The sequence below is a fragment of the Thalassobius sp. Cn5-15 genome, assembly GCF_022347685.1.
In the GTDB taxonomy this organism is placed as follows: Bacteria; Pseudomonadota; Alphaproteobacteria; order Rhodobacterales; family Rhodobacteraceae; genus Thalassobius.
Map to the genome: position 1 here is coordinate 154878 of NZ_JAKRGF010000006.1, position 26894 is coordinate 181771.

Annotated in this window: 28 protein-coding genes; 22 read left to right on the top strand and 6 right to left on the bottom strand. The window is 57.9% G+C overall.

Annotated elements, in window-relative coordinates; translation table 11 throughout:
- Positions 1-61 precede the first annotated feature (61 nt).
- On the bottom strand, positions 62-961 hold the full coding sequence (locus MHM86_RS13840) for a CPBP family intramembrane glutamic endopeptidase (protein ID WP_239200615.1): 900 nt from the start codon (positions 959-961) through the stop codon (positions 62-64).
- 184 nt (positions 962-1145) lie between these two features.
- Here MHM86_RS13840 and MHM86_RS13845 point away from each other — a divergent pair, with 184 nt between their 5' ends.
- From MHM86_RS13845 to MHM86_RS13855, 3 genes are all read left to right on the top strand, one after another.
- On the top strand, positions 1146-1859 hold the full coding sequence (locus MHM86_RS13845) for a hypothetical protein (protein WP_239200617.1): 714 nt from the start codon (positions 1146-1148) through the stop codon (positions 1857-1859).
- 150 nt (positions 1860-2009) lie between these two features.
- Entirely contained in the window at positions 2010-2786 is a 777-nt protein-coding gene (locus tag MHM86_RS13850) for a DUF6478 family protein (RefSeq protein WP_239200619.1), read from the top strand.
- An 11-nt stretch (positions 2787-2797) separates the two neighbouring features.
- Entirely contained in the window at positions 2798-3175 is a 378-nt protein-coding gene (locus MHM86_RS13855) for a hypothetical protein (protein WP_239200621.1), read from the top strand.
- Positions 3176-3206: 31 nt separating this feature from the next.
- Here MHM86_RS13855 and MHM86_RS13860 read toward each other — a convergent pair whose 3' ends face one another.
- A complete protein-coding gene (locus MHM86_RS13860; protein ID WP_239200623.1) occupies positions 3207-3560 on the bottom strand; it encodes a metalloregulator ArsR/SmtB family transcription factor in 354 nt (117 codons plus the stop codon).
- A 288-nt stretch (positions 3561-3848) separates the two neighbouring features.
- Here MHM86_RS13860 and MHM86_RS13865 point away from each other — a divergent pair, with 288 nt between their 5' ends.
- The 5 genes from MHM86_RS13865 to MHM86_RS13885 all read left to right on the top strand — a co-directional run bounded on the left by MHM86_RS13865 (position 3849) and on the right by MHM86_RS13885 (position 6408).
- Entirely contained in the window at positions 3849-4178 is a 330-nt protein-coding gene (locus tag MHM86_RS13865) for an AtpZ/AtpI family protein (protein WP_239200625.1), read from the top strand.
- 2 nt (positions 4179-4180) lie between these two features.
- Entirely contained in the window at positions 4181-4939 is a 759-nt protein-coding gene (locus tag MHM86_RS13870; RefSeq protein WP_239200627.1) for a F0F1 ATP synthase subunit A, read from the top strand.
- Positions 4940-5005: 66 nt separating this feature from the next.
- The gene (locus MHM86_RS13875; protein WP_058245531.1) at positions 5006-5230 is read left to right on the top strand and encodes a F0F1 ATP synthase subunit C; all 225 of its coding nucleotides are present in this window, start codon (positions 5006-5008) and stop codon (positions 5228-5230) included.
- 85 nt (positions 5231-5315) lie between these two features.
- The gene (locus MHM86_RS13880; protein WP_239200629.1) at positions 5316-5846 is read left to right on the top strand and encodes a F0F1 ATP synthase subunit B'; all 531 of its coding nucleotides are present in this window, start codon (positions 5316-5318) and stop codon (positions 5844-5846) included.
- 4 nt (positions 5847-5850) lie between these two features.
- Positions 5851-6408, top strand: a complete 558-nt coding sequence (locus MHM86_RS13885) for a F0F1 ATP synthase subunit B (RefSeq protein ID WP_239200631.1) — start codon at positions 5851-5853, stop codon at positions 6406-6408.
- Between the two features lie 76 nt (positions 6409-6484).
- Here the strand turns inward: MHM86_RS13885 and MHM86_RS13890 are convergent, their stop codons facing one another.
- Both MHM86_RS13890 and MHM86_RS13895 read right to left on the bottom strand, forming a co-directional pair.
- Positions 6485-6958, bottom strand: coding sequence for a GNAT family N-acetyltransferase (locus MHM86_RS13890; protein WP_239200633.1), 474 nt, complete (start codon positions 6956-6958; stop codon positions 6485-6487).
- Between the two features lie 63 nt (positions 6959-7021).
- The gene (locus tag MHM86_RS13895; RefSeq protein ID WP_239200635.1) at positions 7022-7861 is read right to left on the bottom strand and encodes a prephenate dehydratase; all 840 of its coding nucleotides are present in this window, start codon (positions 7859-7861) and stop codon (positions 7022-7024) included.
- Between the two features lie 120 nt (positions 7862-7981).
- On the opposite strand from MHM86_RS13895, the gene MHM86_RS13900 reads away from it, so the two are divergent.
- From MHM86_RS13900 to MHM86_RS13920, 5 genes are all read left to right on the top strand, one after another.
- Positions 7982-8503: a cytochrome c family protein gene (locus tag MHM86_RS13900; RefSeq protein ID WP_239200637.1), complete on the top strand. Its 522-nt coding sequence runs from the start codon at positions 7982-7984 to the stop codon at positions 8501-8503.
- Between the two features lie 222 nt (positions 8504-8725).
- Positions 8726-10660: an extracellular solute-binding protein gene (locus MHM86_RS13905; RefSeq protein WP_239200639.1), complete on the top strand. Its 1935-nt coding sequence runs from the start codon at positions 8726-8728 to the stop codon at positions 10658-10660.
- Between the two features lie 8 nt (positions 10661-10668).
- Complete coding sequence (locus MHM86_RS13910; RefSeq protein WP_239200640.1) at positions 10669-11757, top strand: microcin C ABC transporter permease YejB; 1089 nt, start codon at positions 10669-10671, stop codon at positions 11755-11757.
- A gap of 4 nt (positions 11758-11761) precedes the next feature.
- Complete coding sequence (locus MHM86_RS13915; RefSeq protein ID WP_239200641.1) at positions 11762-12880, top strand: ABC transporter permease; 1119 nt, start codon at positions 11762-11764, stop codon at positions 12878-12880.
- Positions 12877-14451 (top strand): ABC transporter ATP-binding protein, encoded by a 1575-nt coding sequence (locus tag MHM86_RS13920; protein WP_239200642.1) that lies wholly within the window; start codon positions 12877-12879, stop codon positions 14449-14451. Before MHM86_RS13915 ends, MHM86_RS13920 begins: the two co-directional genes overlap by 4 nt.
- A 105-nt stretch (positions 14452-14556) precedes the next feature.
- Here MHM86_RS13920 and hemN read toward each other — a convergent pair whose 3' ends face one another.
- Positions 14557-15912: an oxygen-independent coproporphyrinogen III oxidase gene (hemN, locus tag MHM86_RS13925; RefSeq protein ID WP_239200643.1), complete on the bottom strand. Its 1356-nt coding sequence runs from the start codon at positions 15910-15912 to the stop codon at positions 14557-14559.
- Positions 15913-15976: 64 nt separating this feature from the next.
- On the opposite strand from hemN, the gene fnrL reads away from it, so the two are divergent.
- Complete coding sequence (gene fnrL / locus MHM86_RS13930; RefSeq protein ID WP_239200644.1) at positions 15977-16723, top strand: transcriptional regulator FnrL; 747 nt, start codon at positions 15977-15979, stop codon at positions 16721-16723.
- 76 nt (positions 16724-16799) lie between these two features.
- On the opposite strand, the gene MHM86_RS13935 is transcribed toward fnrL, so the two are convergent.
- A complete protein-coding gene (locus MHM86_RS13935; RefSeq protein ID WP_239200645.1) occupies positions 16800-17639 on the bottom strand; it encodes a universal stress protein in 840 nt (279 codons plus the stop codon).
- A gap of 226 nt (positions 17640-17865) precedes the next feature.
- Here MHM86_RS13935 and ccoN point away from each other — a divergent pair, with 226 nt between their 5' ends.
- The 8 genes from ccoN (at position 17866) to MHM86_RS13975 (ending at position 26832) form a co-directional block, all read left to right on the top strand.
- On the top strand, positions 17866-19470 hold the full coding sequence (gene ccoN / locus MHM86_RS13940) for a cytochrome-c oxidase, cbb3-type subunit I (RefSeq protein WP_239200646.1): 1605 nt from the start codon (positions 17866-17868) through the stop codon (positions 19468-19470).
- A gap of 14 nt (positions 19471-19484) precedes the next feature.
- Entirely contained in the window at positions 19485-20216 is a 732-nt protein-coding gene (gene ccoO, locus MHM86_RS13945) for a cytochrome-c oxidase, cbb3-type subunit II (protein ID WP_239200647.1), read from the top strand.
- A 14-nt stretch (positions 20217-20230) separates the two neighbouring features.
- Positions 20231-20422 (top strand): cbb3-type cytochrome c oxidase subunit 3, encoded by a 192-nt coding sequence (locus MHM86_RS13950; protein ID WP_239200649.1) that lies wholly within the window; start codon positions 20231-20233, stop codon positions 20420-20422.
- Between the two features lie 3 nt (positions 20423-20425).
- On the top strand, positions 20426-21295 hold the full coding sequence (gene ccoP / locus MHM86_RS13955) for a cytochrome-c oxidase, cbb3-type subunit III (protein WP_239200651.1): 870 nt from the start codon (positions 20426-20428) through the stop codon (positions 21293-21295).
- Positions 21296-21749: 454 nt separating this feature from the next.
- Positions 21750-22634, top strand: a complete 885-nt coding sequence (locus MHM86_RS13960; RefSeq protein ID WP_239200653.1) for a LysR substrate-binding domain-containing protein — start codon at positions 21750-21752, stop codon at positions 22632-22634.
- Between the two features lie 94 nt (positions 22635-22728).
- The gene (gene ccoG / locus MHM86_RS13965; RefSeq protein ID WP_239200654.1) at positions 22729-24177 is read left to right on the top strand and encodes a cytochrome c oxidase accessory protein CcoG; all 1449 of its coding nucleotides are present in this window, start codon (positions 22729-22731) and stop codon (positions 24175-24177) included.
- 2 nt (positions 24178-24179) lie between these two features.
- Positions 24180-24635 carry a FixH family protein gene (locus tag MHM86_RS13970; RefSeq protein ID WP_370644157.1) on the top strand — a complete coding sequence of 152 codons (456 nt, stop codon included), beginning with the start codon at positions 24180-24182 and terminating at the stop codon, positions 24633-24635.
- Between the two features lie 4 nt (positions 24636-24639).
- Positions 24640-26832, top strand: a complete 2193-nt coding sequence (locus MHM86_RS13975) for a heavy metal translocating P-type ATPase (RefSeq protein WP_239200655.1) — start codon at positions 24640-24642, stop codon at positions 26830-26832.
- Positions 26833-26894: the final 62 nt, after the last annotated feature.

The following is a 26894-nucleotide window of genomic DNA, read 5'->3' on the forward strand; positions in this document are numbered from 1 at the left end:
GTTTGCCCTGCTTGATGCGTTTATCAGCTTGTCAAATAAGCCCGACGTAACGGAAATGCAATCAACGCTTAATGGCAATTCGGGCTGCAAGCCAAAGGATTGCGATGATCAGCAGTTCTACAGTCAGGCGTGCGGCGTCAAATACGCTGTCTTGTGCAGAGGGGGGCAGCAGGGTGTCAGATGCAGGAAACAGGAGCAGCGCCAAGCCAGAATCAGGTGCGCCCGAAGTGCCGAAGAACAGGAAAGCAAAGGTGTTGTTGGCCAGATGAAACCCGATAGCGGCGCCAAGGGTGCCGCTGCGCGCGGTCAGATCCGATGCCGCAAGGCCGAAGAAAAACGCCCAGATTACATAGGCCTGTGCTGCGCCCAGATCGCCTGTGGGATCCCAGTGGGCGGCGGCGAACAGCAGGTTGGGCACCATCAGCCAGATCGCCGGATGGTCGAACCGTGCTGCTAGCTGCTGTTGCAGGTAACCGCGATATACAACCTCTTCGGCACCAGTTTGGATCAACAGGGCGATCATCGCCAGCGGCAGTGTGGTCAGCCAAAGCAGTGGTGTGTTCCATTCCGCCCCTGCGAGGGAGTAATAAGGCGGCAGCACCTCAATTGCGGCAAAGGCCGCCAACCCGGCCCAAGTCACCCGCCACAGGTCGCGCCACGCCTGCTGAGGCGGGCCGATCAGAGTTGCCACGGGCCTGTTGTGCAGGTTGCGGGTCACAAAGAGAGCGGAAAGCGCTAGAGCTGCAAAGCTGCACAGTTGCAGCAGCAGACCGATACGGCTGATGCCAAAATGCAGGTCGCTGACGAATTGGGGCGGGGCCTCTGCCAGCATCGCGTCCATTAGGGCCAGCCCGACTTTAAAGCCCAGCTCGATCAGGATCAGACCGAGGATCAGGCGCGGCAGATCCGGCGTGACGCGGGCTGCATCGCAATAGGTTTTGTGTAAGGCATAGGCGGACATGCTTGTAGCGTGGCAGAAAATCGCCTGGGGTCAACTGCGGCAGATAGCGGGTGCGGTTTGCAATGGGTCGGGAATGGGGCGATCCCGCTAGCAGGTTGAGTTTTGGCCATAAAATGGTTAACGCTGCGCGGCAGGGGGCTGATCCAGCCAGTGGATCGCGGGGAAATGATGGGTATTGGTAACGATGGGACAGCTGTTTCAGCATATCGTCGAAAGGGGCGCAGGACGCGGATTGCGTTGTGGTCTTGGCGTATTGGGCACAGTATTACTGGCGGGCTGTCTGGCCACACCTCTGGAACAGGGGCAGGCGGACTTGGGGGAGCCTGTATTGCAACAGGCAAGTCTGGTCGCCGGTGCTGTGACGGTTAGCGCACCGCAGGGTTATTGCATCCAGCGCGACAGTTTGCAGTCTGGCCAGCGCGGTGGCTTTGCTTTGATCGCGTCATGTTCCCAGTTGACCGGATTTGCCAGTGGCTATCAGGTGCCGCCGGTGGTGATGACCGTCACTGCGGTGCCGCATGAAGGTGAGAGTGTGGAGCCCAGCGGTGCAGAAGTGGCCGCCGCTTTGCAGGGGCAGCAGGTTTTGCGCCACATGAACGGTGATGGGCTAACGCTGGTTCAGGTTAAATCTCCGACACCGATGATACCAGAAAGCGATGTAACCCATTGGCGGGGCATTATGGTGGTCAATGACTATACCGTTGGCCTTGCCCTTTACGGGGCAAAAGGCAGTGCCGATGCGGGCAGTCGCGGCCAAACGCAGTTGATGTGGCTGGCAGAGCGCCTGCGCAGTCAAAGCCCTGAAGGCGCTGTGGCTGTTGCCGGATCTGGCGCCTTATCGGGGGGCGCGTCCACCAAGGCAGTTCTACGCCCCGTTGCACGTCCCGGCAGTCGCTAACGGGCGTCTACGCTAGAAAAGCGGCTGCCGACGAAAGCCAAGCCTATACTCTTAAACGATTTGTGTCGTATATAGGGTCAATAAACCGACGGGTGGCCGATTGTCGCCGGCACGGCAACGCACAGGCAAGAGCAAAGGGGACGCCAGGGTATGGCAGGCACGCGCGCAGGCGATCTGTTCAAAAGTTTCATCTCCGAAAGGGTGCAACGCCGTTGGGCGAAGGCGGCTCGGTCTGCCAAAAAGGCCAGTGTGGAGTCTTTGCGTCGCCAACGCACGCAGGCCCGCGACCTGCGCACCCATTTGAATGAGCTGATCTATGTGGCCGACGAACGTTTGGCGCTGCCAGCGATTGGATCGAACCAGTTTCGCAAGCCGCAAGGGTCGGACTGGGGTTGGCGCCCGGCCTTGTGGCGTGGTCCCTTGCCAGTGCCGGGCCTGTCGAGTGTGAAAAACAAAAGCCGTCTGGGTGAAGAGGTGACGCTGTTTCACGATTGCGCCTTCTCTGAGCTGACTCTGCGCCAGCTGCGCAACACGCGGGAGGCCGATCTGGCCCCCTATGGATTGCGCATGGACGTGTTCAAATTCGACGGTTCTTTCCTATCCTTGGTCGTTGAGCTCCCGCCTGAGGCAGTGCAGGGCCTGCAACGCCGCCATTTGTTGCGCATGGACACGATTGTGGAAATGGAAAAGCCGTTGGAAATTTTTGCGCGGCTGAACATTAAACACGGGCCGAACACCGAACAGATCGTGCGCGAACTGCCGCTTCATGCAGAGGACGTGATGGTGGAGTTTGATTTAGCCTACACCAAATTGAACGAAAAGCGGGTGGAAAAAGCCTGGCTTGACCTGATTTTCGAGGGGCCGGATATGAACCAGATCGTATTACGCGATCTGACCTTTTCTCGCCGCCCACGCGCCGAGCTGTGAAGGAGATCGCAATGTCTGCGATGCAATTGACCAAAACCCGCCTGTTTGAAGGAGTCTGGGAGGGCATGCTGACTGCTGACCGCGACAATGCCGGTCAGCCCAAGGTCACGGTAACCCATCTGGACCGTCCGGTGAGCGATCATAGCCTGACAGAGGGCGAGGCCGCAGGCACTTGGGTGTTGCGGGTGCCGATCCCAATTGAACTGTTGTCCGATGGCATGCAGACCTTTGTGATCAGTGACGCCGATAGCGGTGAGACACTGAACAGTTTTGCCATCCTCGCAGGCGAAGCACTGGCAGATGATATCCGCGCTGAGGTGGAACTGCTGCGCGAAGAGCTGGATATGCTGAAGCGTGCCTTCCGCCGCCACTGCTTGGAAACAGCGTAACGGGCAGTGCTCTGTGAGACCGGGCTGGGACTTAGTCCTCGGGAGCCCGAGCGCCACCGGCGGACAGCTCAACCTCCAGAAATCGTTCAAACGCATCCAGATTGATCGCTTCAAACTGGCCGAAGCTCTGCATCCAGATGCTGGCTTCGCGCAGAGCGTCCGGTTCCAGTTTGCACCATTTCACCCGGCCCCGCTTTTCCTGGCTGATCAAGCCTGCGTTGGCGAGGATCACCAGATGCTTTGAAATCGCGGCCAGCGACATCTCGAACGGGTCCGCCACATCGGTGACGGCCATGTCGTCTTCTAGTAGCATCGACAGGATCTGACGGCGGGTCGGATCGGCAAGGGCTGCAAAGACGGTGTCGAGGGTGGAGTGTTGAGCCATGCCTTTGCCTAGCGGGTGAGGGCGGGGGCGGTCAATGGGGCGCGGTGGCAGCAGTGTGATCGCGGCTGTTTTTACGCCGCAGAGAAAGATCAACCGAATAGTTGAATATGAAAATTCGCCCCTAAGTGCGCACCGTTGGCGCTATCAGGGTTTTTCTGCGTTTGAGCGATGTATTTTTTTATATTTTATTTCAATGGCTTATATTGTATTTTCTGTTGCGTCCAGCACTGTTGACTCTGTGCTTCCAGCGCCTTAGCAAGACGCCAGTCATCCATAGGGGCTTTGCGCGTGACCGATCCTGAGCAAAAACAGCGACTAGAAGCGCTGGAAGCCAAGATCGAGGCAGCCAAAGAAGCAAACTCACCCAAGCCGCGCGTGGATGAACATTATTCGATGGCCAATCAGGCCTGGCGGATGGTGGTCGAAATGGTTTCCGGTCTTGGGATCGGGTTTGGCATAGGATACGGGCTGGACAGCCTGTTGGGAACGATCCCGATTTTCCTTGTCATATTCACATTGTTGGGTCTTGCGGCCGGGATACAGACGATGATCCGAACCGCGCGTGAGATCGAAACGAAGAAATTGGCCGAAGAGGCCGAGAACGACGAGAGGGCATAAACGTGGCAAGCGAAGCACAAGGCGCCAAAGAGGGTGGTCTCGAATTTCACCCGATGGATCAGTTCATCGTTAAGCCGCTGTTCGGTGGTGATGAGATTGCATGGTACACGATCACCAACGTGACCCTGTGGATGGCGCTGGCTGTGGCCGGTATTATCGCAATGATGGTTATCGGTACGTCGCGCCGCGCCATTATCCCGTCGCGCAGCCAGTCGATCGGCGAACTGGCTTATGGGTTCATCTACAAGATGGTCGAGGACGTTGCCGGTAAAGACGCGGTCAAGTTCTTCCCCTACATCATGACCCTGTTCTTGTTCATCGTCTTCGCTAACTTCCTTGGCCTGATTCCGATGAGCTTCACCACCACCTCGCATTTCGCCGTGACTATCACACTGGCCCTTTTGGTGTTTGTCACTGTGACGGTTGTGGGTTTTGTCAAAAATGGTACAGCATTCCTTGGCCTGTTTTGGGTCAGTTCCGCACCTCTTGCACTGCGTCCTATTCTGGCAATCATTGAGGTGATTTCCTACTTCGTCCGCCCCGTGAGCCACAGCATTCGTCTGGCAGGCAACGTGATGGCGGGCCACGCGGTTATCAAGGTGTTCGCAGGCTTCGCTGCGCTGGCTGTTGTCAGCCCGCTGTCGATCGTCGCCATCACCGCCATGTACGGTCTTGAGGTTCTTGTGGCCTTCATTCAGGCCTACGTCTTTACCATTCTGACCTGTGTGTACCTGAAGGACGCACTGCACCCGTCGCACTAATCGGCGCGTCACGGTCTGAACACTGAACACTACTTATTCTAACTTCCAATCGTAAGGAGATACACAATGGAAGGTGAACTCGCACACATCGGCGCCGGTCTGGCAGGTCTGGGTACTGGTCTTGCAGCTCTGGGTGTTGGCAACGTTGCAGCCAACTTCCTGGCAGGCGCACTGCGCAACCCGTCGGCAGCAGCGTCGCAGACCGCGACTCTGTTCATCGGCATCGCATTCGCAGAAGCACTGGGCATTTTCTCGTTCCTGGTTGCTCTGCTGCTGATGTTCGCCGTCTAAGCCTTACGGAACACATCCTTACGGCGGGGTGGGTGCGGTTTCGCATCCACCCCGTGTAACCAGGAAGTTCCCGAAGGAGGACGTTATGGCGACCAATACCAACGCCGCCGAATCTGCTTATTCGGTACACCCTATGCCACAGCTGGAACCCTCGTTTTGGGGCAACCAGGTGTTTTGGCTTCTGGTCACGCTGGTCGTGATCTATTTCGTCCTGTCGCGCATCGCGCTGCCGCGCATTGCTGCGGTTCTGGCCGAGCGTCAGGGGACCATCACAAACGACATCGCCAAAGCTGAAGAGCTGAAAGCGAAAGCGGTTGAAGCGGAAGAAGCCTACAACAAGGCTCTGGCCGACGCCCGTGCAGAAGCACAGCGCATCGCCGCCGAAACCAAGGCTGCAATGCAGGCCGACCTCGACGCAGCGACCGCTAAGGCCGATGCAGAGATCGCCGGCAAACTGGCCGAAAGTGAAAAAGCTATCGCCGAGATCCGTGCGAATGCCGTGGCCTCCGTCGAAGCGGTTGCCAAGGACACTGCAGCGGAACTCATCACTGCCCTGGGCGGTGAAGCCGATGCCAAAGACGTAGACGCAGCTGTGGCTGCCCGCATGAAAGGGTAAGGGAATGCGTAAACTTGCAACTCTCGTCGCTCTGACCGCGGCCAGCCCCGCCTTTGCTGCTTCTGGCCCGTTCTTCTCGCTGCGCAACACCGATTTTATCGTGTTGCTGGCATTTATCCTGTTTGTTGCCATCCTGCTGAAGTTCAAAGTTCCGGCCACCATCGCCGGTCTGTTGGACAAACGCGCGGATGACATCAAAAACGAACTGGATGAAGCCCGCGCTCTGCGTGAGGAGGCACAGGGTATCCTGGCGTCTTACGAGCGTAAGTCGAAGGAAGTTCAGGAACAGGCAGATCGCATCGTGGCGCAAGCCAAAGCTGATGCAGCCGCCTTTGCTGAGCAAGCGAAAGCGGATCTGGAAAAGTCGATCGAACGTCGTCTGACCTCTGCAAAGGATCAGATCGCATCTGCCGAAGCTTCGGCTGTGCGCGATGTGCGTAACGCAGCAATATCCGTGGCTGTGGCCGCTGCTGGTGACGTTGTCGCCAAGCAGATGAACGCAACTGCCGCGAACAAGCTGATCGACGCTGCCATCAGTGAAGTTGATGCAAAGCTGCACTAAGCGGTTTTTGTGACATCGAAATTCAAAACACCCCGTGGCCTCGCTGCGGGGTGTTTTGGTTTTGGGGTATGGTTGTCTACTGCAGGTGCTTTTCCATGCGGGTGTTGTGCATCATCACGCCAGTCCGCTCGAACTCATTACGTTCCAGCGTAGTGAAGTCGTGGCGCAGAAAAAACCGTTTCGCGACCTCACTGGCCTCAACATAAAGCCGCGTGAGGCGCCTGGTGCGGGCCTCTTTCTCTAGCGTCTTATAAAGTGCCTGCCCCACATGCGCAGCGCGATGGTCGGGGTCGCGATAGAAGCAGTCGATATGGCCATCCTCTTGCAGCTCAATAAAGCCGATGGGCGTGTCGGTGTCATCGACGGCCACCCAAACCTTATGGCCACCACGGGTGATCCGGGCGAGGTAGCGTTCAGGGGCCGCAGGCGCCGGGCTCCATGCGTTGAGCTGATCCTCAGAGTAGTCTGCGCGCGCTGTGGCCTGCACCGCGCGGTGGAAGATCTGTACCAGCGTAGCAGCATCTGCAGTGCGAAAGGGACGGACGCGCATGATCTCTGCCTCTCAAGCGTGGGGCGCAGCATTTTCTGGCGGGGAAAACGCTGATCGTCTACCTCAGCTGTCGTGATGTGGTCGGGCGGCAGGGTAGACGCCAACGATCTTCACCTCATTGGTGAAGTAGCTCAACTCATCCAGCGCCAGTTGTACGTTGGCATCCTCCGGATGTCCTTCGATGTCCGCATAAAACTGCGTTGCGGTGAACGACCCATTCTTCATGTAGCTTTCCAGCTTGGTCATGTTGACGCCGTTGGTGGCGAAACCACCCATCGCCTTGTAGAGCGCGGCGGGGATGTTGCGGACCTCGAATACGAAGGTCGTGATCATACCGCTGTCACCACGCCGCGCGTGATTGGGTTCGCGCGACATGATGACGAAACGGGTGGTGTTGTGGCCGTGATCTTCGATATCCGTGGCCAGCACGTTCAGCCCGTAAATTTCTGCCGCGAGTTCCGAGGCGAGAACACCGGTTTTGCGATCCTCAGTCTTTGACAAATCAGCAGCTGCACCAGCGCTGTCAGCGGCGGCTTCACCGCGAATCCCGTGTCGCTGCAGGAACTTCGCTGATTGCGGTAGTAGCACAAGGTGGGCCTGAACCTTGTCAAGATCGGCGATCTTGACACCCTGATGAGCCATCAGCGCGATGCGCACTCGAACGAAGGTTTCGCCGATGACGTGCAGGCCGCTTTCTGGCAGTAGGCGGTGAATGTCGGCCACCCGGCCATAGGTCGAGTTCTCGATCGGCAGCATGGCCAGATCGGCATCGCCAGTGCGCACAGCGTTGATTACATCTTCAAATGTGCGGCAGGGCAGAGGCTCCATCTCTGGGTAGATGTTGTGGCAGGCCTCATGTGAATAGGCGCCCAATTCCCCCTGAAAGGCGATGCGATTGGTCATAACTGTTGTTTTCCTGTCAAATAGCCTGCCCTAGGGCGTTTGGTCGCGCAAACTATACCTTGCGCAACGATAGGGGAAGCAGGTAGATACGGCCCAACACAGGTAACAGACGAGCGACCCATGCTAGATACGATGACTTTTACCAAAACCGGCGCCGCGCTTTGCGGTGCACTTCTGGTATTTCTGCTTGGCAGCTGGGCGGCTGAGGCACTCTATAACACCGAAGCGGGCGGTCATGGGGATCACCATGCGCAGGCGTATGTGATCGACACAGGTGCAGATGACAGCCACGGCGGCGCAGCCGAAGAAGGCCCCGACTTCGCCACTCTGCTGGCCGAGGCGGACGTTGCGAAAGGTGCGAAGGTTTTTGGCAAGTGTAAAGCCTGCCACAAGCTGGAAGACGGCGCAAATGGCACCGGCCCGCACCTGTTTGCGATCGTAGATCGTGCTGTGGGTGCTGCAGATGGTTTTGGCTACTCGGGTAGCTTGGTTGCTGTTGCGGACAGCTGGTCGATCGACAACCTGAATGGTTTTGTTGAAAACCCCAAGAAATTCGCGCCGGGCACCAAAATGTCTTTCGCCGGTCTGAAGAAAGAGAAAGACCGCGCCAACCTGATCGCCTATCTGCAAAGCCTGCAGTAAGCGCGCATCACGCAACAAATCGTGTAAAGGACCGTTGCCAAGGGCAGCGGTCTTTTGCGTTTTGGGCGGGTGCGTGCCACAGCCGTCAGCATAAAACCGCGTCAAGGGGCTGGCATTGCTTCACTATCCGGTGATGGGCGTCTTGATGTGCCCGTGTGGGCGCTTTAGCTTGAACTTCAACAAGATGCGCACACCGCGTCCATCAGCTGGAGGATTTCCCGAATGGCATCACCCAAATCGCACGCCAAAGCCAACGCCCTAGCTGCCAACCCGAACCATACGGATGCACAGCCCCCCCAATGGGGTGCACTATACTGGCTGGGGGGTGGTTTGACGGCGCTGGCGCTTGTCGGAATGGCTCAACAGGCAGCGGCCGAAGAGCTGATCACCACCCATGGGTATAACTTCTTTGGTGAATTGGAATATCCGGCCGATTTTGACCATTTGCGCTATGTGAACCCAGATGCCCCAAAGGGGGGCGAGATTTCGACATGGGCGCCGGGCACCTTCGACAGTTTTAATTCTTATACGCGCAAGGGAAATTCTGGTGCTTTGGCCACGATCGGTCATGAAAATGTTCTGACCACCTACGCTGATGATCCCACTGCCGTGTACTGCTTCCTCTGCACCACGATGGAATACCCCGAAGGGATTGCATGGGTGGATTTTAACCTGCGCGATGACGTGACGATGGCAGACGGCACACCGTGGACGGGGAATGACCTGAAATTCACCTTTGATCTGTTTATGACTGACGGCTTGCCGTCCTTCCGCGCGGCATTCGGCGCCTTCGTGGAGGAGGTTGAGGTGCTGGACACCTACAAAGTGCGCTTCCACTTCTCCCCCGACAGCCCGGAACGGGATCGGATCGGTCTGGCCGGTGGCATGCCCGCCTTTTCGCAGAAGTGGTTTGAGGCTAACGATTACAAGCTTCAGGACGCCAATGCGCTGCCGATCATGGGCACTGGTGCCTATATGCTGGACAGCTACGATATCCCCAGTCGGATCACCTATGGGCGCAACCCGAACTACTGGGCGGCGGATCTGCCAGTGAATAAGGGTCGCAATAACTTCGATACGATCCGCGTGGAATACTTTGGCGATTCTGTTGCGGCCTTTGAGGCGTTCAAAGCGGGTGCTTATACTTTCCGGTCGGAGAACAGCTCAAAAACATGGGCGACGGGTTATGATTTTCCCGGCCTTAACGATGGGCATGTGAAGCGTGAGGAGCTGGCCGATGGGTCGCTGTCGCTGATGCAGAGTTATGTGTTCAACCTGCGTCGGGAGAAGTTCAAAGACCCTCGCGTCCGCGAAGCGATCGGGCTGATGTTCAACTTCGAATGGTCGAACGAGTCGCTATTTTATGGCCTCTATGATCGTGTGACCAGTTTCTGGGGTAATTCGGACCTACAAGCTATCGGTGCACCAGATGCAGGAGAGTTGGCGCTGTTGCAGCCGCTGGTCGATCAGGGCCTGCTGGACGCGTCGATCCTGACAGATGAGGTGGTGATTCCGCCGGTATCGGGCAGCCGCCAGTTGGATCGCAAGAACCTGCGCCGTGCCTCTGCACTGTTGGATGAGGCGGGCTGGATGGTCGGCGACGATGGGATGCGCCGCAAGGACGGTCAGCTGTTGCAGATTGAATTCCTAGACGATTCTCCTGCCTTTGACCGTATTACTTTGCCGTTTGTAGAAAACCTGAAACGTCTGGGGGTTCAGGCAGAGTTGAACCGTGTGGACCCCGCGCAGGCAGCGGAGCGGTCGCGCAAGTATGATTTCGACATGACGACCCATAATGGCCGCATGGCGCGTGAACCTTCGACCAACTTGAAACAGTGGTTCGGGTCCGAAGGTGTAAACGAAAGCTCTCGTAATCTGATGGGCGTTGCTGATCCGGCGGTGGATGCGCTGATTGACCATGTTACCTCTGCGACCAGCAAGGCCGAGCTGCAGACCGCTGTTCACGCGCTGGATCGCGTGTTGCGGGCCAAACGGTTCTGGGTGCCGCAGTGGTTCAAAAACGTGCACACCGTCGCCTATTACGATATGTTCGAATACCCCGATCCCCTGACCCCTTTTGCACGCGGGGAGCTGGATTTTTGGTGGTATAATGCAGACAAACACGCGGCGCTGAAAGCGGCCGGTGCGCTGAGGTAACAAAGAAAATGGGTGCTTATATCCTGCGCCGGCTGTTGCTGGTGATCCCGACGCTGCTGGGGGTGATGATTATCAACTTTGCCCTCGTGCAGTTCGTGCCCGGTGGCCCGATTGAACAGATCATTGCCCAGCAGCAGGGCGAAGGTAACGTGTTTGAAAGCTTTGATGGATCTGGCTCCGAGGTGTCGGCCACTGACGTCGGCAGTGGAAATGATACCTATCAAGGCGCCCGCGGCCTGCCGCCTGAATATATTGCCGAGCTGGAAAAAGAGTTCGGTTTCGACAAACCACCGTTGGAACGGTTCCTTAATATGATGTGGAACTATATCCGGTTTGATTTTGGTGAAAGCTACTTCCGTTCTGCTTCGGTCATTGATCTGGTGATCGAAAAACTGCCGGTGTCGATCACGTTGGGCCTGTGGTCCACGGTGATTGCCTATCTGGTGTCGATCCCGCTGGGCATCCGCAAGGCGGTGCGGGACGGATCGCGCTTTGACACATGGACCTCTGGTTTGATCATCGTGGCCTATGCGATCCCCGGCTTTCTGTTCGCGATCCTTTTGCTGGTGCTGTTTGCAGGTGGGTCCTACTGGCAAATCTTCCCACTGCGGGGGCTGACGTCCGACAATTGGGATCAGCTCAGCCTTTGGGGCAAAATCGTTGACTATCTGTGGCACATCACGTTGCCTGTGCTTGCGTCGACCATTTCGGCCTTTGCCACATTGACCCTGCTGACCAAGAACAGCTTCCTTGATGAAATCAAGAAGCAATACGTCATCACCGCCCGCGCCAAGGGGTTGAGCGAACATCGCGTTCTCTATGGTCACGTATTCCGCAATGCGATGCTGATTGTGATCGCGGGCTTCCCTGCGGTGTTTATTGGCGTCTTCTTTGGCGGATCGCTGATTATTGAAACGCTGTTTAGCCTCGATGGTCTGGGGCGTATGGGGTTTCAGGCGGCTGTGCAGCGGGATTATCCGATCGTGTTCGGCTCGCTCTTTGTCTTTGGCCTAATCGGTCTGGTGGTCGGGATTATTTCGGACCTGATGTATGTGCTGGTCGATCCGCGCATCGACTTTGAAAAACGAGAGGGCTGAAATCATGGTGCGTTTCTTTACCCTGTCGCCACTCAACCGCCGCCGCTGGTCAAACTTCAAGGCGAACCGCCGTGCTTACTGGTCGCTGATCATTTTCGCCGTGCTATTCACGGTGTCGCTCTTTGCAGAGCTGGTGGCGAATGAAAAACCGATCCTTGTCAATTATCGAGGTGAACTGTTCACGCCGGTGGCGAAGTTCTATCCCGAAACCACATTTGGCGGCGATTTCCGGACCGAGGCGAAATATACCGACCCAGAGATTGAATGCCTGATCCAGACTGGCGGTGTGCAGGACTGTTGGGATGATCCAGAGGGGATCGTGGAACAGATCGACGCAGGCACCTATCAGGCCGAAGGATTCCATAAGGGTTGGACCATCTGGCCACCGATCCGTTACAGCTACACTACACAGGCCGATCGTCCCGGCGCAGCGCCGCTGCCGCCGAATGGTGACAACCTGTTGGGCACCGATGACACCAAACGTGATGTGCTGGCACGGGTGATCTATGGTTTCCGCCTGTCGATCCTATTTGCGCTGATCGTCACCACACTCTCTAGCATCATCGGCATCATCGCGGGTGCAGTGCAGGGCTATTTTGGCGGCTGGGTGGATTTGATCTTTCAGCGGATAATCGAGATTTGGTCCGGCACCCCGACACTATACGTGATTATCATTTTGTTCGCGATCATCGGGCGAAGTTTCTGGCTACTGGTCTTTATTACTGTGCTCTTTGGATGGATCAGCCTGGTAGGCGTTGTCCGCGCTGAATTCCTGCGCGCCCGCAATTTGGAATATGTCCGTGCGGCCAAGGCGCTTGGGGTGTCAAATGTCACCATTATGTTCCGCCACATGCTGCCCAACGCGATGGTCGCCACGGTCACGTTGCTGCCGTTCATCGTCACGGGTACGCTGGCGACGCTTGCTGGTCTCGATTTCCTTGGCTTCGGGCTGCCCTCTTCGGCGCCGTCGCTGGGGGAACTGACGCTGCAGGCGAAGCAGAACCTGCAAGCGCCGTGGCTTGGCTTCACCGCGTTTTTTGTCTTTGCTATTATGCTGTCGCTCCTCGTCTTCATCTTTGAAGGTGTGCGCGATGCCTTCGACCCAAGGAAAACCTTTCAATGAGCATTCTTGAGGTCAAAGATCTGACCGTCAGCTTCCGTCAGGAAGGCAAGGTCAACATGGCCGTGAAAGGCGTTTCTTTCACCGTGGATCGGGGCGAAACCGTCGCGCTGGTGGGCGAAAGCGGATCCGGTAAATCGGTGACGGCGATGTCGACCGTGTCGCTCCTTGGTGAAAACGCCACTGTCGGTGGATCGGTTACATATGATGGTGCCCAGATGATTGGCGCGTCCGAGGCAGAGCTGCAGCGTGTGCGTGGCAACGATATCTCCTTTATCTTTCAGGAGCCGATGACGTCCCTGAACCCGCTGCACACGATCGAAAAGCAGTTGGCGGAATCATTGATGCTGCATCAGGCGATTGCAGCGGATGCAGCGCGGGGGCGGGTTTTGGAGTTGCTTGAAAAGGTGGGCATTCGCGACGCTGAAAGCCGCCTCAGCAGCTATCCCCACCAACTGTCCGGCGGGCAACGCCAGCGGGTGATGATTGCGATGGCGCTGGCCAATAAGCCTGACGTGCTGATCGCCGATGAACCAACCACCGCGCTGGATGTGACTATTCAGGCGCAGATCCTTGATTTGCTGGTGGAGCTGAAAGAAAGCGAAAACATGGGCCTGCTGTTCATTACCCATGACCTTGGAATCGTGCAGAAGCTGGCCGATCGGGTTTGTGTGATGAAAGACGGAGAGATAGTAGAGGCTGGCCCGACGGCTGAAATTTTTGCCAACCCTCAGCACGAATACACCCAAACACTTCTGTCAGCCCGTGCAAGCGGTATTCCAACACCTGTGTCTGAGAAGGCAGAGACGATTCTTACCACGGAGCAGCTGCGCGTTTGGTTCCCGATCCAACGCGGATTTTTCAAGCGCACGGTGGGCCATGTGAAGGCGGTGAATGAGGCGTCTTTGTCTCTACGTGCCGGTGAAACGCTGGGTATCGTAGGTGAATCGGGGTCAGGCAAGACCACGCTGGCGCTGGCAATCATGCGATTGATCGCCTCAGAGGGCGGAATCAACTTTGAAGGGCGCGATGTCCGCGATCTGTCGACCAAGGCACTCCGGGCCCTGCGCAAGGATATGCAGATCGTGTTTCAGGATCCCTTCGGCAGCCTGTCACCCCGCATGAGTTGCGTCCAGATCATTGCCGAAGGACTGGGTGTGCATGGCACAGGCGGCGGTGATACTCGTGATAAGGTGGCGGCTGTTATGGAAGAGGTGGGGCTGGATCCCGCCACGATGGACCGCTACCCGCATGAGTTTTCCGGCGGTCAACGTCAACGGATCGCCATTGCCCGCGCAATGATCTTGAACCCGCGTCTGGTGGTGCTGGATGAACCGACATCTGCGCTTGATATGACGGTACAGGTACAGATCGTTGATCTGCTGCGTGATCTGCAACAGCGCTATGGGCTGGCCTATCTGTTCATCAGCCACGACCTGCATGTGGTGCGCGCGATGAGCCACCAGATGATCGTGATGCAACACGGTGATGTGGTGGAGGCCGGAGAGGCCGAGGCGCTGTTCACCAATCCGCAGACGGAATATGCGCAAACGCTGTTGGCAGCGACGATGTAATTGGAAGCGCGGCCCGCGCCCGCCCCTTCAAATCGGAGGTTTGCCTTCGACAAAATGGGGCGGTTCGGGCGCTGCCAAATCTTTGATTTGGCATTTTGCTTTTTCTTAAATCGCCGAGCTGTGTCCAGCTTTGGACAGATCATAGGCGTCAAAGGCGCGGGCAATCATTCGGGTCAGCGGGCGCGCGGCCTCTGGGATGAACAGGTCGCCATTGCGGCGGTCCAGCAATCCGGCGAAGGCGCGATCTGCCTCATCCAGCATGCTTTGCAGGCGTAGTCGGGAGACGTCGAATGTCTCCATCAGCTCCGCACTGTCGATTTTGAAATCGCACATGATCATTTCGATCATCCGGCTGCGTAGGCGGTCTTCATCGGTAAAGCGGTGCCCTTTGGAGACCGAAAAACGCCCTTCGCGGATCGCACTGGTATGTGCACCGGTTGCGGGCGCGTTCTGCGTGAACCCCTGTGGAAAGCGCGAGATGGAAGAAGCACCAACCCCGATCAGCACCTCGGCGGTGTCGTCGGTGTAGCCTTGGAAGTTTCGGCGCAGGCGGCCTGTTTTCTGTGCGATGGTCAGCCCATCGTCCTGCGTGGCAAAGTGATCAATCCCGATCTCTGCATAGTTGTCCCAGACAAACAGGCGGCGCGCGGTTTCAAACAGTTCCAGTCGCTCTTCTGGGGTGGGCAGGGCATCTGACGGGATCATCTGCTGACGCTTGGCCATCCACGGCACATGCGCATAGCCATAAAGCGCGACGCGATCGGGTTCCAACGACAGCAGTTTCTGCACGCTTTCGGTGATGCGTTCCTGACTCTGATGCGGCAGGCCGAACAGGATATCGGCATTCAGGCTGTAGACGCCATGGGCGCGGATCGCCTCAACCGCATCGCGGGTGACGTCATAGCCCTGAATACGGCCGATAGTTTGCTGGATTTCATCGTCGAAATCCTGCACCCCGATCGACGCGCGGTTCATCCCTGCAGCGGCCAGCACCTTCAGGCGGGCATCGTCAATCTCATTGGGATCAATTTCTACCGAAAACTCCGCATTGGGCGCGAAGGGCGCCACATCGGCAATTGCCTCTGCCAGATCGTTCATCATCTCCGGGCTTAGCAACGTGGGCGTCCCACCGCCCCAATGCAGCCGCGACAGGGTGATGCCTTCGGGCAATTGCTGTTTCAACAGCTTTAGCTCCGCCTTCAGCGTCTCCAGATAAGCGGCAACAGGAGAATCGCTTTGGGTGCCTTGAGTGCGGCAGGCACAGAACCAGCACAACCGGCGACAAAATGGCACATGCACGTATAGCGAGACACTGGATCCAGGCGTTAAGGCACTGATCCAGCTGGCATAATCCGAGCCTGTAATCTCAGGCGAGAAGTGCGGGGCCGTAGGGTAAGATGTGTAACGCGGGACTTTCGCGTCAAACAGTCCCAGTTTGGCAAGTTGCGTTTTCGTTTCCATGCTAATAGCCTTTATGGAAAGGGAGGCACCCCCTCCTTGACCCAGATCAAGCGCGAATGGTCCAATGTTAAAAGAGCTATCCCTCTCCACGCCGCACGATTGTGCGGACTGTCCGATTCGTCACAGGGCTGTATGCGCCCGCTGTGACGCCGATGAATTGGAGCTGTTGGACGATATCAAATACTACCGCAGCTTTCAGGCGGGACAGACCGTTGTGTGGTCCGGTGATCAGATGGATTTTGTCGGGTCGGTTGTATCCGGCATCGCCACCCTGACCCAAACCATGGAGGATGGGCGCACCCAGATGGTGGGTTTGCTGCTGCCCAGTGACTTTGTCGGGCGTCCGGGGCGTGATGGTTCGGCCTACGATGTGGTTGCGACCACGGATCTGGTGATGTGCTGCTTCCGCAAAAAACCGTTTGAGAAGATGATGGTGGATACTCCCCATATCGCGCAGCGGCTCTTGGAAATGACGCTGGATGAATTGGACGCGGCGCGAGAATGGATGTTGGTTCTGGGTCGGAAAACCGCGCGTGAGAAGATCGCCAGTCTATTGTCGATCATCGCGCGACGCGACGCGACGCTGCATCTGCGGCCTGCGAAGGGCAAGCTGGTGTTTGATCTGCCACTAACCCGTGAGGCTATGGCGGATTATCTGGGTCTGACGCTGGAAACGGTTAGCCGCCAGATCTCGGCGTTGAAACGTGACGGTGTCATCCATCTGGAGGGAAAGCGTCACGTGACCGTGCCCGATCTGGACCGGCTGTTGATCGAGGCGGGCGATGACAGCGACGGCGGTGTCTTTGCCTAATTTCTGGATCTGATCGCAGATCGCGCTGGCCTTCAGTCAGGCGGGCCTTGTGGTCCGCCTTTTATTTGGCTGATGATCAGTGCGCCATGAAAACAGGAACCGGCGACAGCTCCAGCATGTCGCGGGTTGCCCCGCCCAAGATAGCCTCGCGGAAGCGCGAATGCCCGTAGGCGCCCATCACCACCATGTCAGAGGCCCCATCGGTCACGTGGCGCAGGATCACATCTGCAACGCGCGGCATGGTTTTGGACAGAACGTCAATTTCGGTGCGCACGCCGTGGCGGGCCAGAAACTGTGACAGCCGCCCACCGGGGTCGGACCGCTCCGGCCCGTGCTGGGGCGGGTCGATCACTGCAACGCGTACGCGCTCGGCTTCTTTCAGGAGGGGCAGGGCAGCACGGGCAGCGGAGAGCGCTTCCGGGCTTTCGTTCCAGGCAAGGGTAATTGTTTTCGGATCCCGCAAAGGGGCCGTGTTTGCTGGTGTCAGCAGAACTGGCACGCGACCATCGAACAGCATTGCCTCGACAATCGCTTCCAGTTCGATACCACAGCCCTCCCCATAGGGTTTGGCTGCGATCGCCAGATCGCAGAAACGGGCGTGATTGCCCACATGACGGCCCAGGTCAGCAAGCTGCGTCGCACCACTGGTCACACCCCAGAGGCAGTCCTGCCCGGCCAGATGTTGTTCCGCAGCCTTATTCAGGCTCTCGGCGGTTTCGCGAGCGCGTTCGATCGTTTGTTGAATCACCAGCGCGTTGCCGCTGCCGTAGTAATAGCCAGCCTGCGTGCGATCGACGCCAAGGCACAAGGTTTCCAGATGGGCGTCATATTTCCGGGCCAGAACGGTGGACTGATCAAGCAGTCCGGGCAGTAGGTCCGGATCGGACAGCACAGAAAACAGTGATTTGAAAGCCATTTGGCGTGATCTCCTGACCGGTTGATTGGGGTAATGCGTACGGTCATCCCCCTGAGCCCGCTTTGACACGCATCAAAGCGCGTATGGTGTATGATAGAAGATATTTACCGAGCAGAGTCTTGATGCAGATCAAGGCGCCGAAACGCATGGAAACGCACAAAACCGCCAGTCTGGAACCGCCCGCGCGAAAAAGAATCACGCGGGTTCAGAGACGAAGGGACGCAAAATGGTTAACTACATCAAGCTGATCGTGCTTGGTTTGGCTGCGCTTGGGGCGCTGATTGCAGCCAACTATGGTCGCGATCTGGCCTACACCGTGAATATGCTGATTGCAGCGTCGTTCGCGATCGTGGCCTTTATTTATACACTGCGCCGGACCGATGAGCCGGTTGGCGCTGATGTATCGGGTGAATATCTGGATGGCGTGATCCGCTTCGGCGTGATCGCGACCGCCTTCTGGGGAGTGGTGGGCTTCCTTGTGGGTGTGGTCATCGCATTCCAGCTGGCTTTCCCGGTACTCAACCTCGAATTCATGCAGGGCTACACCAACTTTGGTCGTCTGCGCCCGCTGCACACCTCGGCGGTGATTTTCGCATTCGGCGGGAACGCACTGCTGGCCACCTCTTTCTACATCGTACAGCGGACCTCTGCTGCGCGTCTTTGGGGCGGCAATCTGGCGTGGTTCGTTTTCTGGGGCTACCAGCTGTTCATCCTGATGGCGGCAACCGGCTACCTGCTGGGCGCAACCAACGGCAAGGAATACGCTGAACCCGAATGGCACATCGACCTGTGGCTGACCGTCGTATGGGTTTGCTACCTGTTGGTCTTCGCTGGCACCATCATGAAGCGGAAAGAACCCCACATCTACGTGGCCAACTGGTTCTTCCTGGCCTTCATCATCACTATCGCCATGCTGCACATCGTCAACAACCTGGCGATCCCGGTTTCGATCTTCGGCTCCAAGTCGGTTCAGGTCTTCGCTGGTGTTCAGGACGCGATGGTTCAGTGGTGGTACGGTCACAACGCTGTGGGTTTCTTCCTGACCGCGGGCTTCCTCGGCATGATGTACTACTTTGTTCCGAAACAGGCTGAGCGTCCGGTTTATTCCTATAAACTGTCGATCATCCACTTCTGGGCGCTGATCTTCCTGTACATCTGGGCCGGTCCGCACCACCTGCACTACACCGCGCTGCCTGACTGGGCTTCGACCCTTGGCATGGTGTTCTCGGTTGTTCTGTGGATGCCCAGCTGGGGCGGCATGATCAACGGTCTGATGACCCTGTCGGGTGCATGGGACAAACTGCGCACCGACCCTGTGATCCGTATGATGGTGATCTCGATCGGCTTTTACGGCATGTCGACCTTCGAAGGTCCGATGATGTCGATCCGCGCTGTGAACTCGCTGTCGCACTACACGGACTGGACCATTGGCCACGTACACTCTGGCGCATTGGGCTGGAACGGTATGATCACCTTTGGTGCGCTGTACTTCCTGGTGCCCAAACTGTGGAACCGCACAGGTCTGTACAGTCTGCGTCTGGTATCTTGGCACTTCTGGCTGGCCACAATCGGCATCATCTTCTACGCCGCCTCCATGTGGGTGACCGGCATCATGGAAGGCCTGATGTGGCGTGAAGTTGACGCTAATGGCTTCTTGGTGAACTCTTTCGCCGACACCGTAAGCGCCAAGTTCCCAATGTATGTGGTGCGCGGTCTGGGTGGGGTTATGTTCCTCGCTGGTGCCATCATCATGTGCTACAACCTCTGGATGACTGCGAAACGCGCCCCGGCCGCTGAGGCTCAGGGCCCCGTTGCAGTCCCGGCTGAATAAGGAGGGCCGGACAGATGGCAATTCTTGATAAACACGCGATCCTCGAGAAAAACGTTACCCTATTGGCAATCTTTGCCTTTCTGGTGGTAACCATCGGCGGCATCGTGCAAATCGCACCGCTGTTCTGGCTGGAAAACACCATCGAGGATGTCGAGGGCATGCGCCCTTACACCCCGCTGGAACTGGCTGGCCGTGAAATCTACCTGCGCGAAGGCTGCTATGTCTGCCACAGTCAGATGATCCGCCCGATGCGCGACGAACATGAGCGGTACGGCCACTACTCGCTGGCTGCGGAATCGAAATACGATCACCCGCACCAGTGGGGGTCCAAACGGACCGGCCCTGATCTGGCCCGTGTTGGCGGTCGCTATTCGGATGAATGGCATGCTGATCACCTGCGCGATCCGCAATCGGTGGTGCCGGAATCGGTGATGCCGAAATATGGCTACCTTGAGCATGTGAAGCTGGACAGCCGCTACATCGGTGATCTGATGGCGACCAACCGTATCGTAGGTGTGCCTTATACCGACGATATGATCGCCAACGCTCAGACCGATTTTGCGGCGCAGGCAGACCCTGACAGCGACTATGACGGTCTATTGGAACGTTATGGTGAAGAGTCGGTTCAGGTGCGTAACTTTGATGGCACGGCTGACCTGACCGAAGCGGATGCGCTGATCGCCTATCTGCAGATGCTGGGCACTCTGGTTGATTTCTCGACCTTCACCCCTGACGCAAGCCGCTAAGGAGGGATCAGGACATGGAAACCTATTCCCTGCTTAGAGAGTTTGCGGATAGCTGGATGCTCTTGACGCTGTTTGGGTTCTTCGTAGGGGTCGTGTTCTTCGTAATGCGCCCCGGAAGCACCAAAACTTATAGCAACGTCGCGGATATCCCCTTCCGGCACGAAGACAAGCCCGCTGCGCGCAGCGGCGACGCCAAGGAGGCGTGAGAAATGGCTAAAAAACCAACGCAACACCAAGACGTCGGCACCACGGGCCATTCCTGGGACGGCATCGAGGAACTGAACACGCCGCTGCCACGCTGGTGGCTGTGGACCTTCTACGCCTGTATCGTCTGGGGCCTCTACTATGTGGTCGCTTACCCTGCATGGCCACTGCTGAAAGAAGCCACACCCGGCTTGCTGGGATTTTCGACCCGCGGTGAAGTCGCTCAAGACATTGCCGAGTTCGAAGCGCGTCAGGCACCGATGAATACCAAGCTGGTTTCGGCCGAACTGACTGCAATCGCGGATGATGCAGAGCTGGTAGGCTATGCAAATTCGGCTGGTGCGGCGGTGTTCAAAACCTGGTGTGCCCAGTGTCACGGCTCCGGTGCGGACGGTGCGGTGGGCTATCCCAGCCTGATCGACGATGACTGGCTCTGGGGGGGGGATATCGAATCGATCCACACCACCATCACTGTCGGCGTGCGTCAGCCCACCGATGATGACTACCTGCGTCAGTCGGAAATGCCGGCTTTCGGCAAGGACGAACTGCTGGAGTCAGAGCAGATCGATCAGGTCGTTAACTATGTGATGTCGCTGTCGGGTGAGCCCAAGGATGCCACCATGATTGCAGAGGGTGCGGTTGTTTTCGAAGAAAACTGCGCATCCTGCCACGGCGAAAGTGGTGAAGGTGACATAGATCAAGGTGCACCGGCGCTGGCTGATGCAATCTGGCTCTATGGCGGCAGTTACGACGCCATCCGCGAGTCGGTCTACAATGCCCGTTATGGCGCAATGCCTGCTTGGGCGAACCGCCTCTCCGAGGCAGAGATCCGTGCGGTAGCCACCTACGTCCACACCCGTGGTGGTGGTCAGTAACACCGAAATACCCCGGGGCGTTTCCCGACGCCCCAGGGGCTGGCACCGGCTCTTCCGTCCTGTTCGCGCGTTTCCTGGAAGGCCGGTGCCGCTTTTGTTTGGTTCTTGGTTCCGCCCCGCAGTTTTGTCGGGGCTTTTTTCTTGCCCGCTTACGGATTGCGTTTTGGCGGGTGGTTTGCGGGGCCCTGTTTCTCTCGTAGTTTCATGCGTGGTTTTGCAGCCCGATGATCCGGCTGTATTCTGTTGGCCCTGTTGGCCCTGTTGGCCCTGTTGGCCCTGTTGGCCACCTCAGGGGCGGGCCGCGCTGCGTCTTGGCGGGTTGCAGTGAGGAAGCTTTGCGCGAAGATGTTAAACATGATCTAATACTCCTGTCGGCTGTTTGATCTCATTCTGCCCCTGCTTTATGAGTTTGGCGACTGCACTTCGGATTTCCTCATGTAAGGTGGCCTTACAAATGGGTTGGCGTTCTCTTCCACCGATGACGGCATTGCGGGCCTTTCTGGCCTTTTATGAAACCGGCAACATGGCTGCCGCTGGCCGATCGTTGAATGTCAGTCACGCCGCTATTTCGCAGCAGATCAAGGCGCTGGAGGGAGAGCTGGGCCTGATGCTTCTGGATCGGCGCGGCCGTCAGACACACCTGACAGCTGCGGGGCTGCAACTGGCCGAAGCGACAGCACGCGGATTTGGCGAGGTTGAACGTGTAGTGGAGGATCTGACAGGCGGCGCTGCCAGCCGTCCGGTGCAAATCTCTGCCACGCCGTCATTTGCTGCGGCATGGCTGATGCCGCGATTGGCTGAATTTCGTAGCAAACACCCTGATGTGGCCCTGATGATCGACCCCTCTGCCGAGGTAAAGGCGCTGGAGCCGGGAGGTATTGATGTGGCGTTGCGCTACGGTGATGGCCACTGGCCGGGATTGGAGGCACGCCTGCTGGTACTTTCGCCCGTGGTGCTTGTCGTGGCGCCTGCATTGGTGCCGGAAACGCCTGATCTGCAGCCGGAAGATCTGCTAACCCTGCCGTGGTTACAAGAACTGGGCACCCATGAAGCCAGCAAATGGTTGCGCCAGCGCGGGGTGATCGGGGATCCGGCGTTGGGCATGTCGTCGATGCCGGGCAACCTGATGCTGGAAGCGCTGCGATCAGGGCAGGGCGTCGGGGTCTGTGCGCGTGCCTTGATCGAATCTGACATTCAGGCGGGGCGCCTGCGGGTTCTATTTGAGGAGGAAGACGCCGCGGAGCGACCCAAAGGTTACCACATGGTCACGCGCCCGGGCGTAAAACGGACATCACTAAAGGTATTTTCGAACTGGTTGGTGCGACAAAGCGGCCAATAGGTGAATTCAAGATGTGAGTTTGATACAGGTCAAAGTACGAATGGGGCCGAGTCTGTGAAAAGATACCGAATTCTCTAGCCAACGGAGCGAGTCCGTGTCGCAAACCCAACCTGATACCCCCCCGAGTCTTTATGCCGCCCGCGAGCCTGTCTTTCCTCGCCGAGTGAGCGGTGCTTTCCGCAACATGAAATGGGTGATCATGGCGATCACCTTGGGGATTTATTACCTGACGCCCTGGATCCGCTGGGATCGCGGCCCGAACTTGCCTGATCAAGCGGTTCTGGTCGATCTGGCGCATCGTCGTTTCTACTTCTTCTGGATCGAGATCTGGCCGCACGAGTTTTATTTCGTTGCCGGTCTCTTGGTGATGGCGGGATTGGGTTTGTTTCTGTTCACTTCGGCATTGGGGCGCGTATGGTGCGGCTATGCATGTCCGCAGACTGTGTGGACGGATCTTTTTATTCTGGTCGAACGCTGGGTGGAGGGTGACCGTAACGCCCGCCTGCGTCTGCACCGCCAGAAAAAATGGGATGCGCGCAAGGTCCGTCTGCGGGCGATCAAATTTGTTTTGTGGTTTCTGATCGCGCTGGCCACGGGCGGCGCTTGGGTCTTCTACTTCACCGATGCGCCGCAGCTCGCGATGGATTTGGTGACGCTGAATGCCCATCCGGTTGCTTATTCGACCATGCTGATCCTCACCGCGACCACCTTCTTCTTCGGTGGGATCGCGCGTGAACAGATCTGTATCTATGCTTGCCCCTGGCCGCGTATTCAGGCCGCGATGATGGATGAGGACACCCTGACCATCGGCTACCGTCATTGGCGTGGCGAGCCGCGCGGTAAGCTGAGGGGCAAGAAGGCGCAGGCCGCCGATGCAGCGCCGCAGGGTGATTGTATCGACTGTATGGCCTGTGTGAATGTCTGCCCGATGGGCATCGACATTCGCGATGGCCAGCAGATGGAATGCATCACATGTGGCCTGTGCATTGACGCCTGTGATGATGTGATGGCCAAGATCGGCAAGCCGCGTGGCCTGATCGACTATCTGGCGCTGACCGATGAAACCGCCGAGCAGGCAGGCAAACCGCCGAAATCGGTGTGGAAACATATTTTCCGCCCACGCACCATCCTTTATACAACGCTTTGGGCGTCCGTGGGTTTGGCGCTTTTGGTGGCGCTGTTTATTCGTCCGGTGATTGAACTGACTGTCGCCCCGGTGCGGAACCCTACCTACGTGCTGTTGTCCGATGGCACCATCCGCAACACCTATGATGTGCGCCTGCGGAACAAGAACGGCGATGAGCGCCCGTTTAAAATTACCATTGCAGGCAATGATGATCTGGCGGTTCGTCTGGAAGGTGTTGAAGGGCAGACTGTGATCGTTCCGGCTGATACAATGAGCCTGCAGCGTGTCTATGTGACTGCGCCCAAAGGCACAGAGGCGTCGCTGGCCGAACGTGTCAACTTCCGCATCTGGGTGGAGGACACCAGCAATGGCGATCGCGCGTCCAAAGACACCATCTTTAACGGAAAAGGAAACTGACCGTGACCAAGGAACTGACCGGTAAACATGTTCTGGCAATCTTTGTCGTGGCCTTCGGGATCATTATCGCGGTGAACATCACCCTGGCGGTGAACGCGGTGAAAACCTTCCCCGGGCTGGAGGTAAAGAACTCTTATGTCGCGTCGCAGCAGTTCGATGAACGCAAAGCGGCACAAGAGGCCCTTGGCTGGGACGTGGCCGGCACCCATGAGGCAGGCGTTCTGCGCCTGTCTATCCGCAACGCTGACGGAACCCCCGTTGAGGCGGCGTCGCTTTACGCGGTGCTGGGGCGCGCGACCCATGTGGCCGATGATGTGGAGCCTGCCTTCACCTTTGATGGCTCGGATTATGTTGCCTCTATGGAACTGGCTGATGGCAACTGGCACCTGCGCATGCGTGCTGAGTCCGTGGATGGCACGCCATTCAACCAGCGTGTGATTGTAAACGTGGTGCGTTGATCTCATGGCCGAAACCCTGCGCCCCCAACTGGCCGCTTGCCCCGCCTGTGTCGCCGCCCCGTCGGCCGAAGCGATTGCTGACGCGAGCGCCCCGACAGAGGCACGGCTGGCCCTATCGGTGCCGGCTGTGCATTGCGCCGCCTGTATCACCACGGTGGAAAAGGCGCTGTCAGCCGTGCCAGGGGTGCGTGAGGCGCGGGTCAATCTGACGCTGAAGCGGGCTTTGGTGGAGGCCGATCCAGACGTGACGCCCGCACCACTGATCGCCGCGTTGGAGGAGGTTGGGTATCAGGCCCATGAGTTGGACGCGGGCGCACTCAGCGCGACAGAGACTGATAAAGCTGGGCGCGAATTGTTGATGCGGCTAGCGGTCGCTGGCTTTGCCTCGATGAACGTGATGCTGTTGTCAGTGTCTGTCTGGTCAGGCGCTGAGGCTGCGACACGGGACATGTTCCACTGGATCTCTGCGGCGATTGCGCTGCCTACCATCGTCTTTTCAGGTCAGCCGTTTTTCCGCAACGCATGGGCCGCGCTGAAAGCGGGGCGTCTGAATATGGATGTGCCGATTGTGCTTGCCATTGTGCTGGCGGTCGTCACATCGCTTTGGGAAACCTCGCTGTCAGGGGAACACGCCTATTTTGATGCGGCTCTCACACTGGTGTTTTTTCTGCTGGCTGGCCGTTACCTAGATCATCGCACCCGTGCCGTGGCCCGTTCTGCCGCCGAAGAGCTGGCCGCGCTTGAGGTTCCCCGTGCCATCCTGCTGCGCGACGGTGAAGAGGTCACTGTGCCCGTGGCAGATGTTGCGGTTTGTGATCTGGTGCTGGTGCGCCCTGGTGGGCGGATGCCGGTGGACGGTGAAATTGTTGAAGGTACCTCGGAACTGGATCGTTCGCTGCTGACGGGGGAGACGCTTCCGGTTTTCGCAGCCGCAGGGCAGGTGGTGTCCAGCGGTGAGGTTAACCTGACCGGTCCGCTTGTGGTACGTGCCACCGCTGTGGGCAAGGATACGTCGCTGCACCAGATGGCCGAACTGGTCGCCATCGCGGAATCAGGGCGGTCGCGTTACACCTCGCTGGCGGATAGTGCTGCGAAACTTTATGCGCCGGGTGTGCATATCTTGTCGGCGCTCAGTTTCCTGGGCTGGTTGATCTATTCCGGTGACATGCGCACATCACTTAACATTGCGGCTGCAGTGCTGATCATCACCTGCCCCTGTGCGCTGGGTCTGGCTGTGCCAGCGGTGACAACGGCGGCCTCTGGCCGGTTGTTCCGCAAGGGCATGCTGATCAAACATTCCACCGCGCTGGAACGACTGGCGCAGGTGGATACTGTGGTGTTTGACAAAACCGGCACGCTGACCGCTGGCACGCCGGAATTAACCAACCTTTCAGACCATACGCCCGCGCATGTTTCCGTGGCACTGGCACTGGCAGCGGGATCGTCGCACCCGCTATCCCGCGCGCTGGTCGCCGCAGCTGACGGCGCAGAAGCGGCAGAGGTCACGGTTCTGCGTGAAGTTCCCGGTTACGGGACAGAGGCGGTTTGGAACGATAAACAGGTCCGTCTGGGCCGTGCGGCATGGGTGGGTGCCGAAAACGTCAGTATGAGCGCCGCATTAACCGTCAGCTGGCTGGCCATTGAGGGCGAGGCGCCTGTTGCCTTCACCTTTACCGACCGTTTGCGCGATGGCGCAGAACAGGCCGTGTCTGAATTGCAGGCGGCGGGGAAGGATGTGCTGCTGATTTCTGGCGACACCACCGGCGCGGTAGAGGCGCTGGCACATCGACTGGGTATCAAAAACTGGATGGCCGAGGCGCTGCCCGCCGATAAAGCCGCACGGGTCGATACGCTGACCCAGAACGGCAACAAGGTGCTGATGGTCGGCGACGGTCTGAACGACACGGCTGCGCTGTCGGCGGCGCATGTGTCCATTTCGCCTGCATCGGCACTGGATGCGGCGCGTGTGGCGTCGGATATCGTGCTTCTGGGGGGCGATCTGTCGCCTATCGCGGATGCGCTGGACACAGCACAATCGGCGACGAAGCGGATCCGCGAAAACTTCCAGATTGCGACGCTCTACAATGTAATCGCTGTACCGATTGCCGTGATTGGTCTGGCCACGCCCTTGGTTGCGGCCTTGGCCATGTCGTCCAGTTCGATTACAGTGTCCCTGAACGCGCTGCGCCTGCGCTAATCATTTGGCGGCAAAACTTGCGCTACCTCAAAGTGGGCGTGTGCGACTGCCGCTAGAGTGCG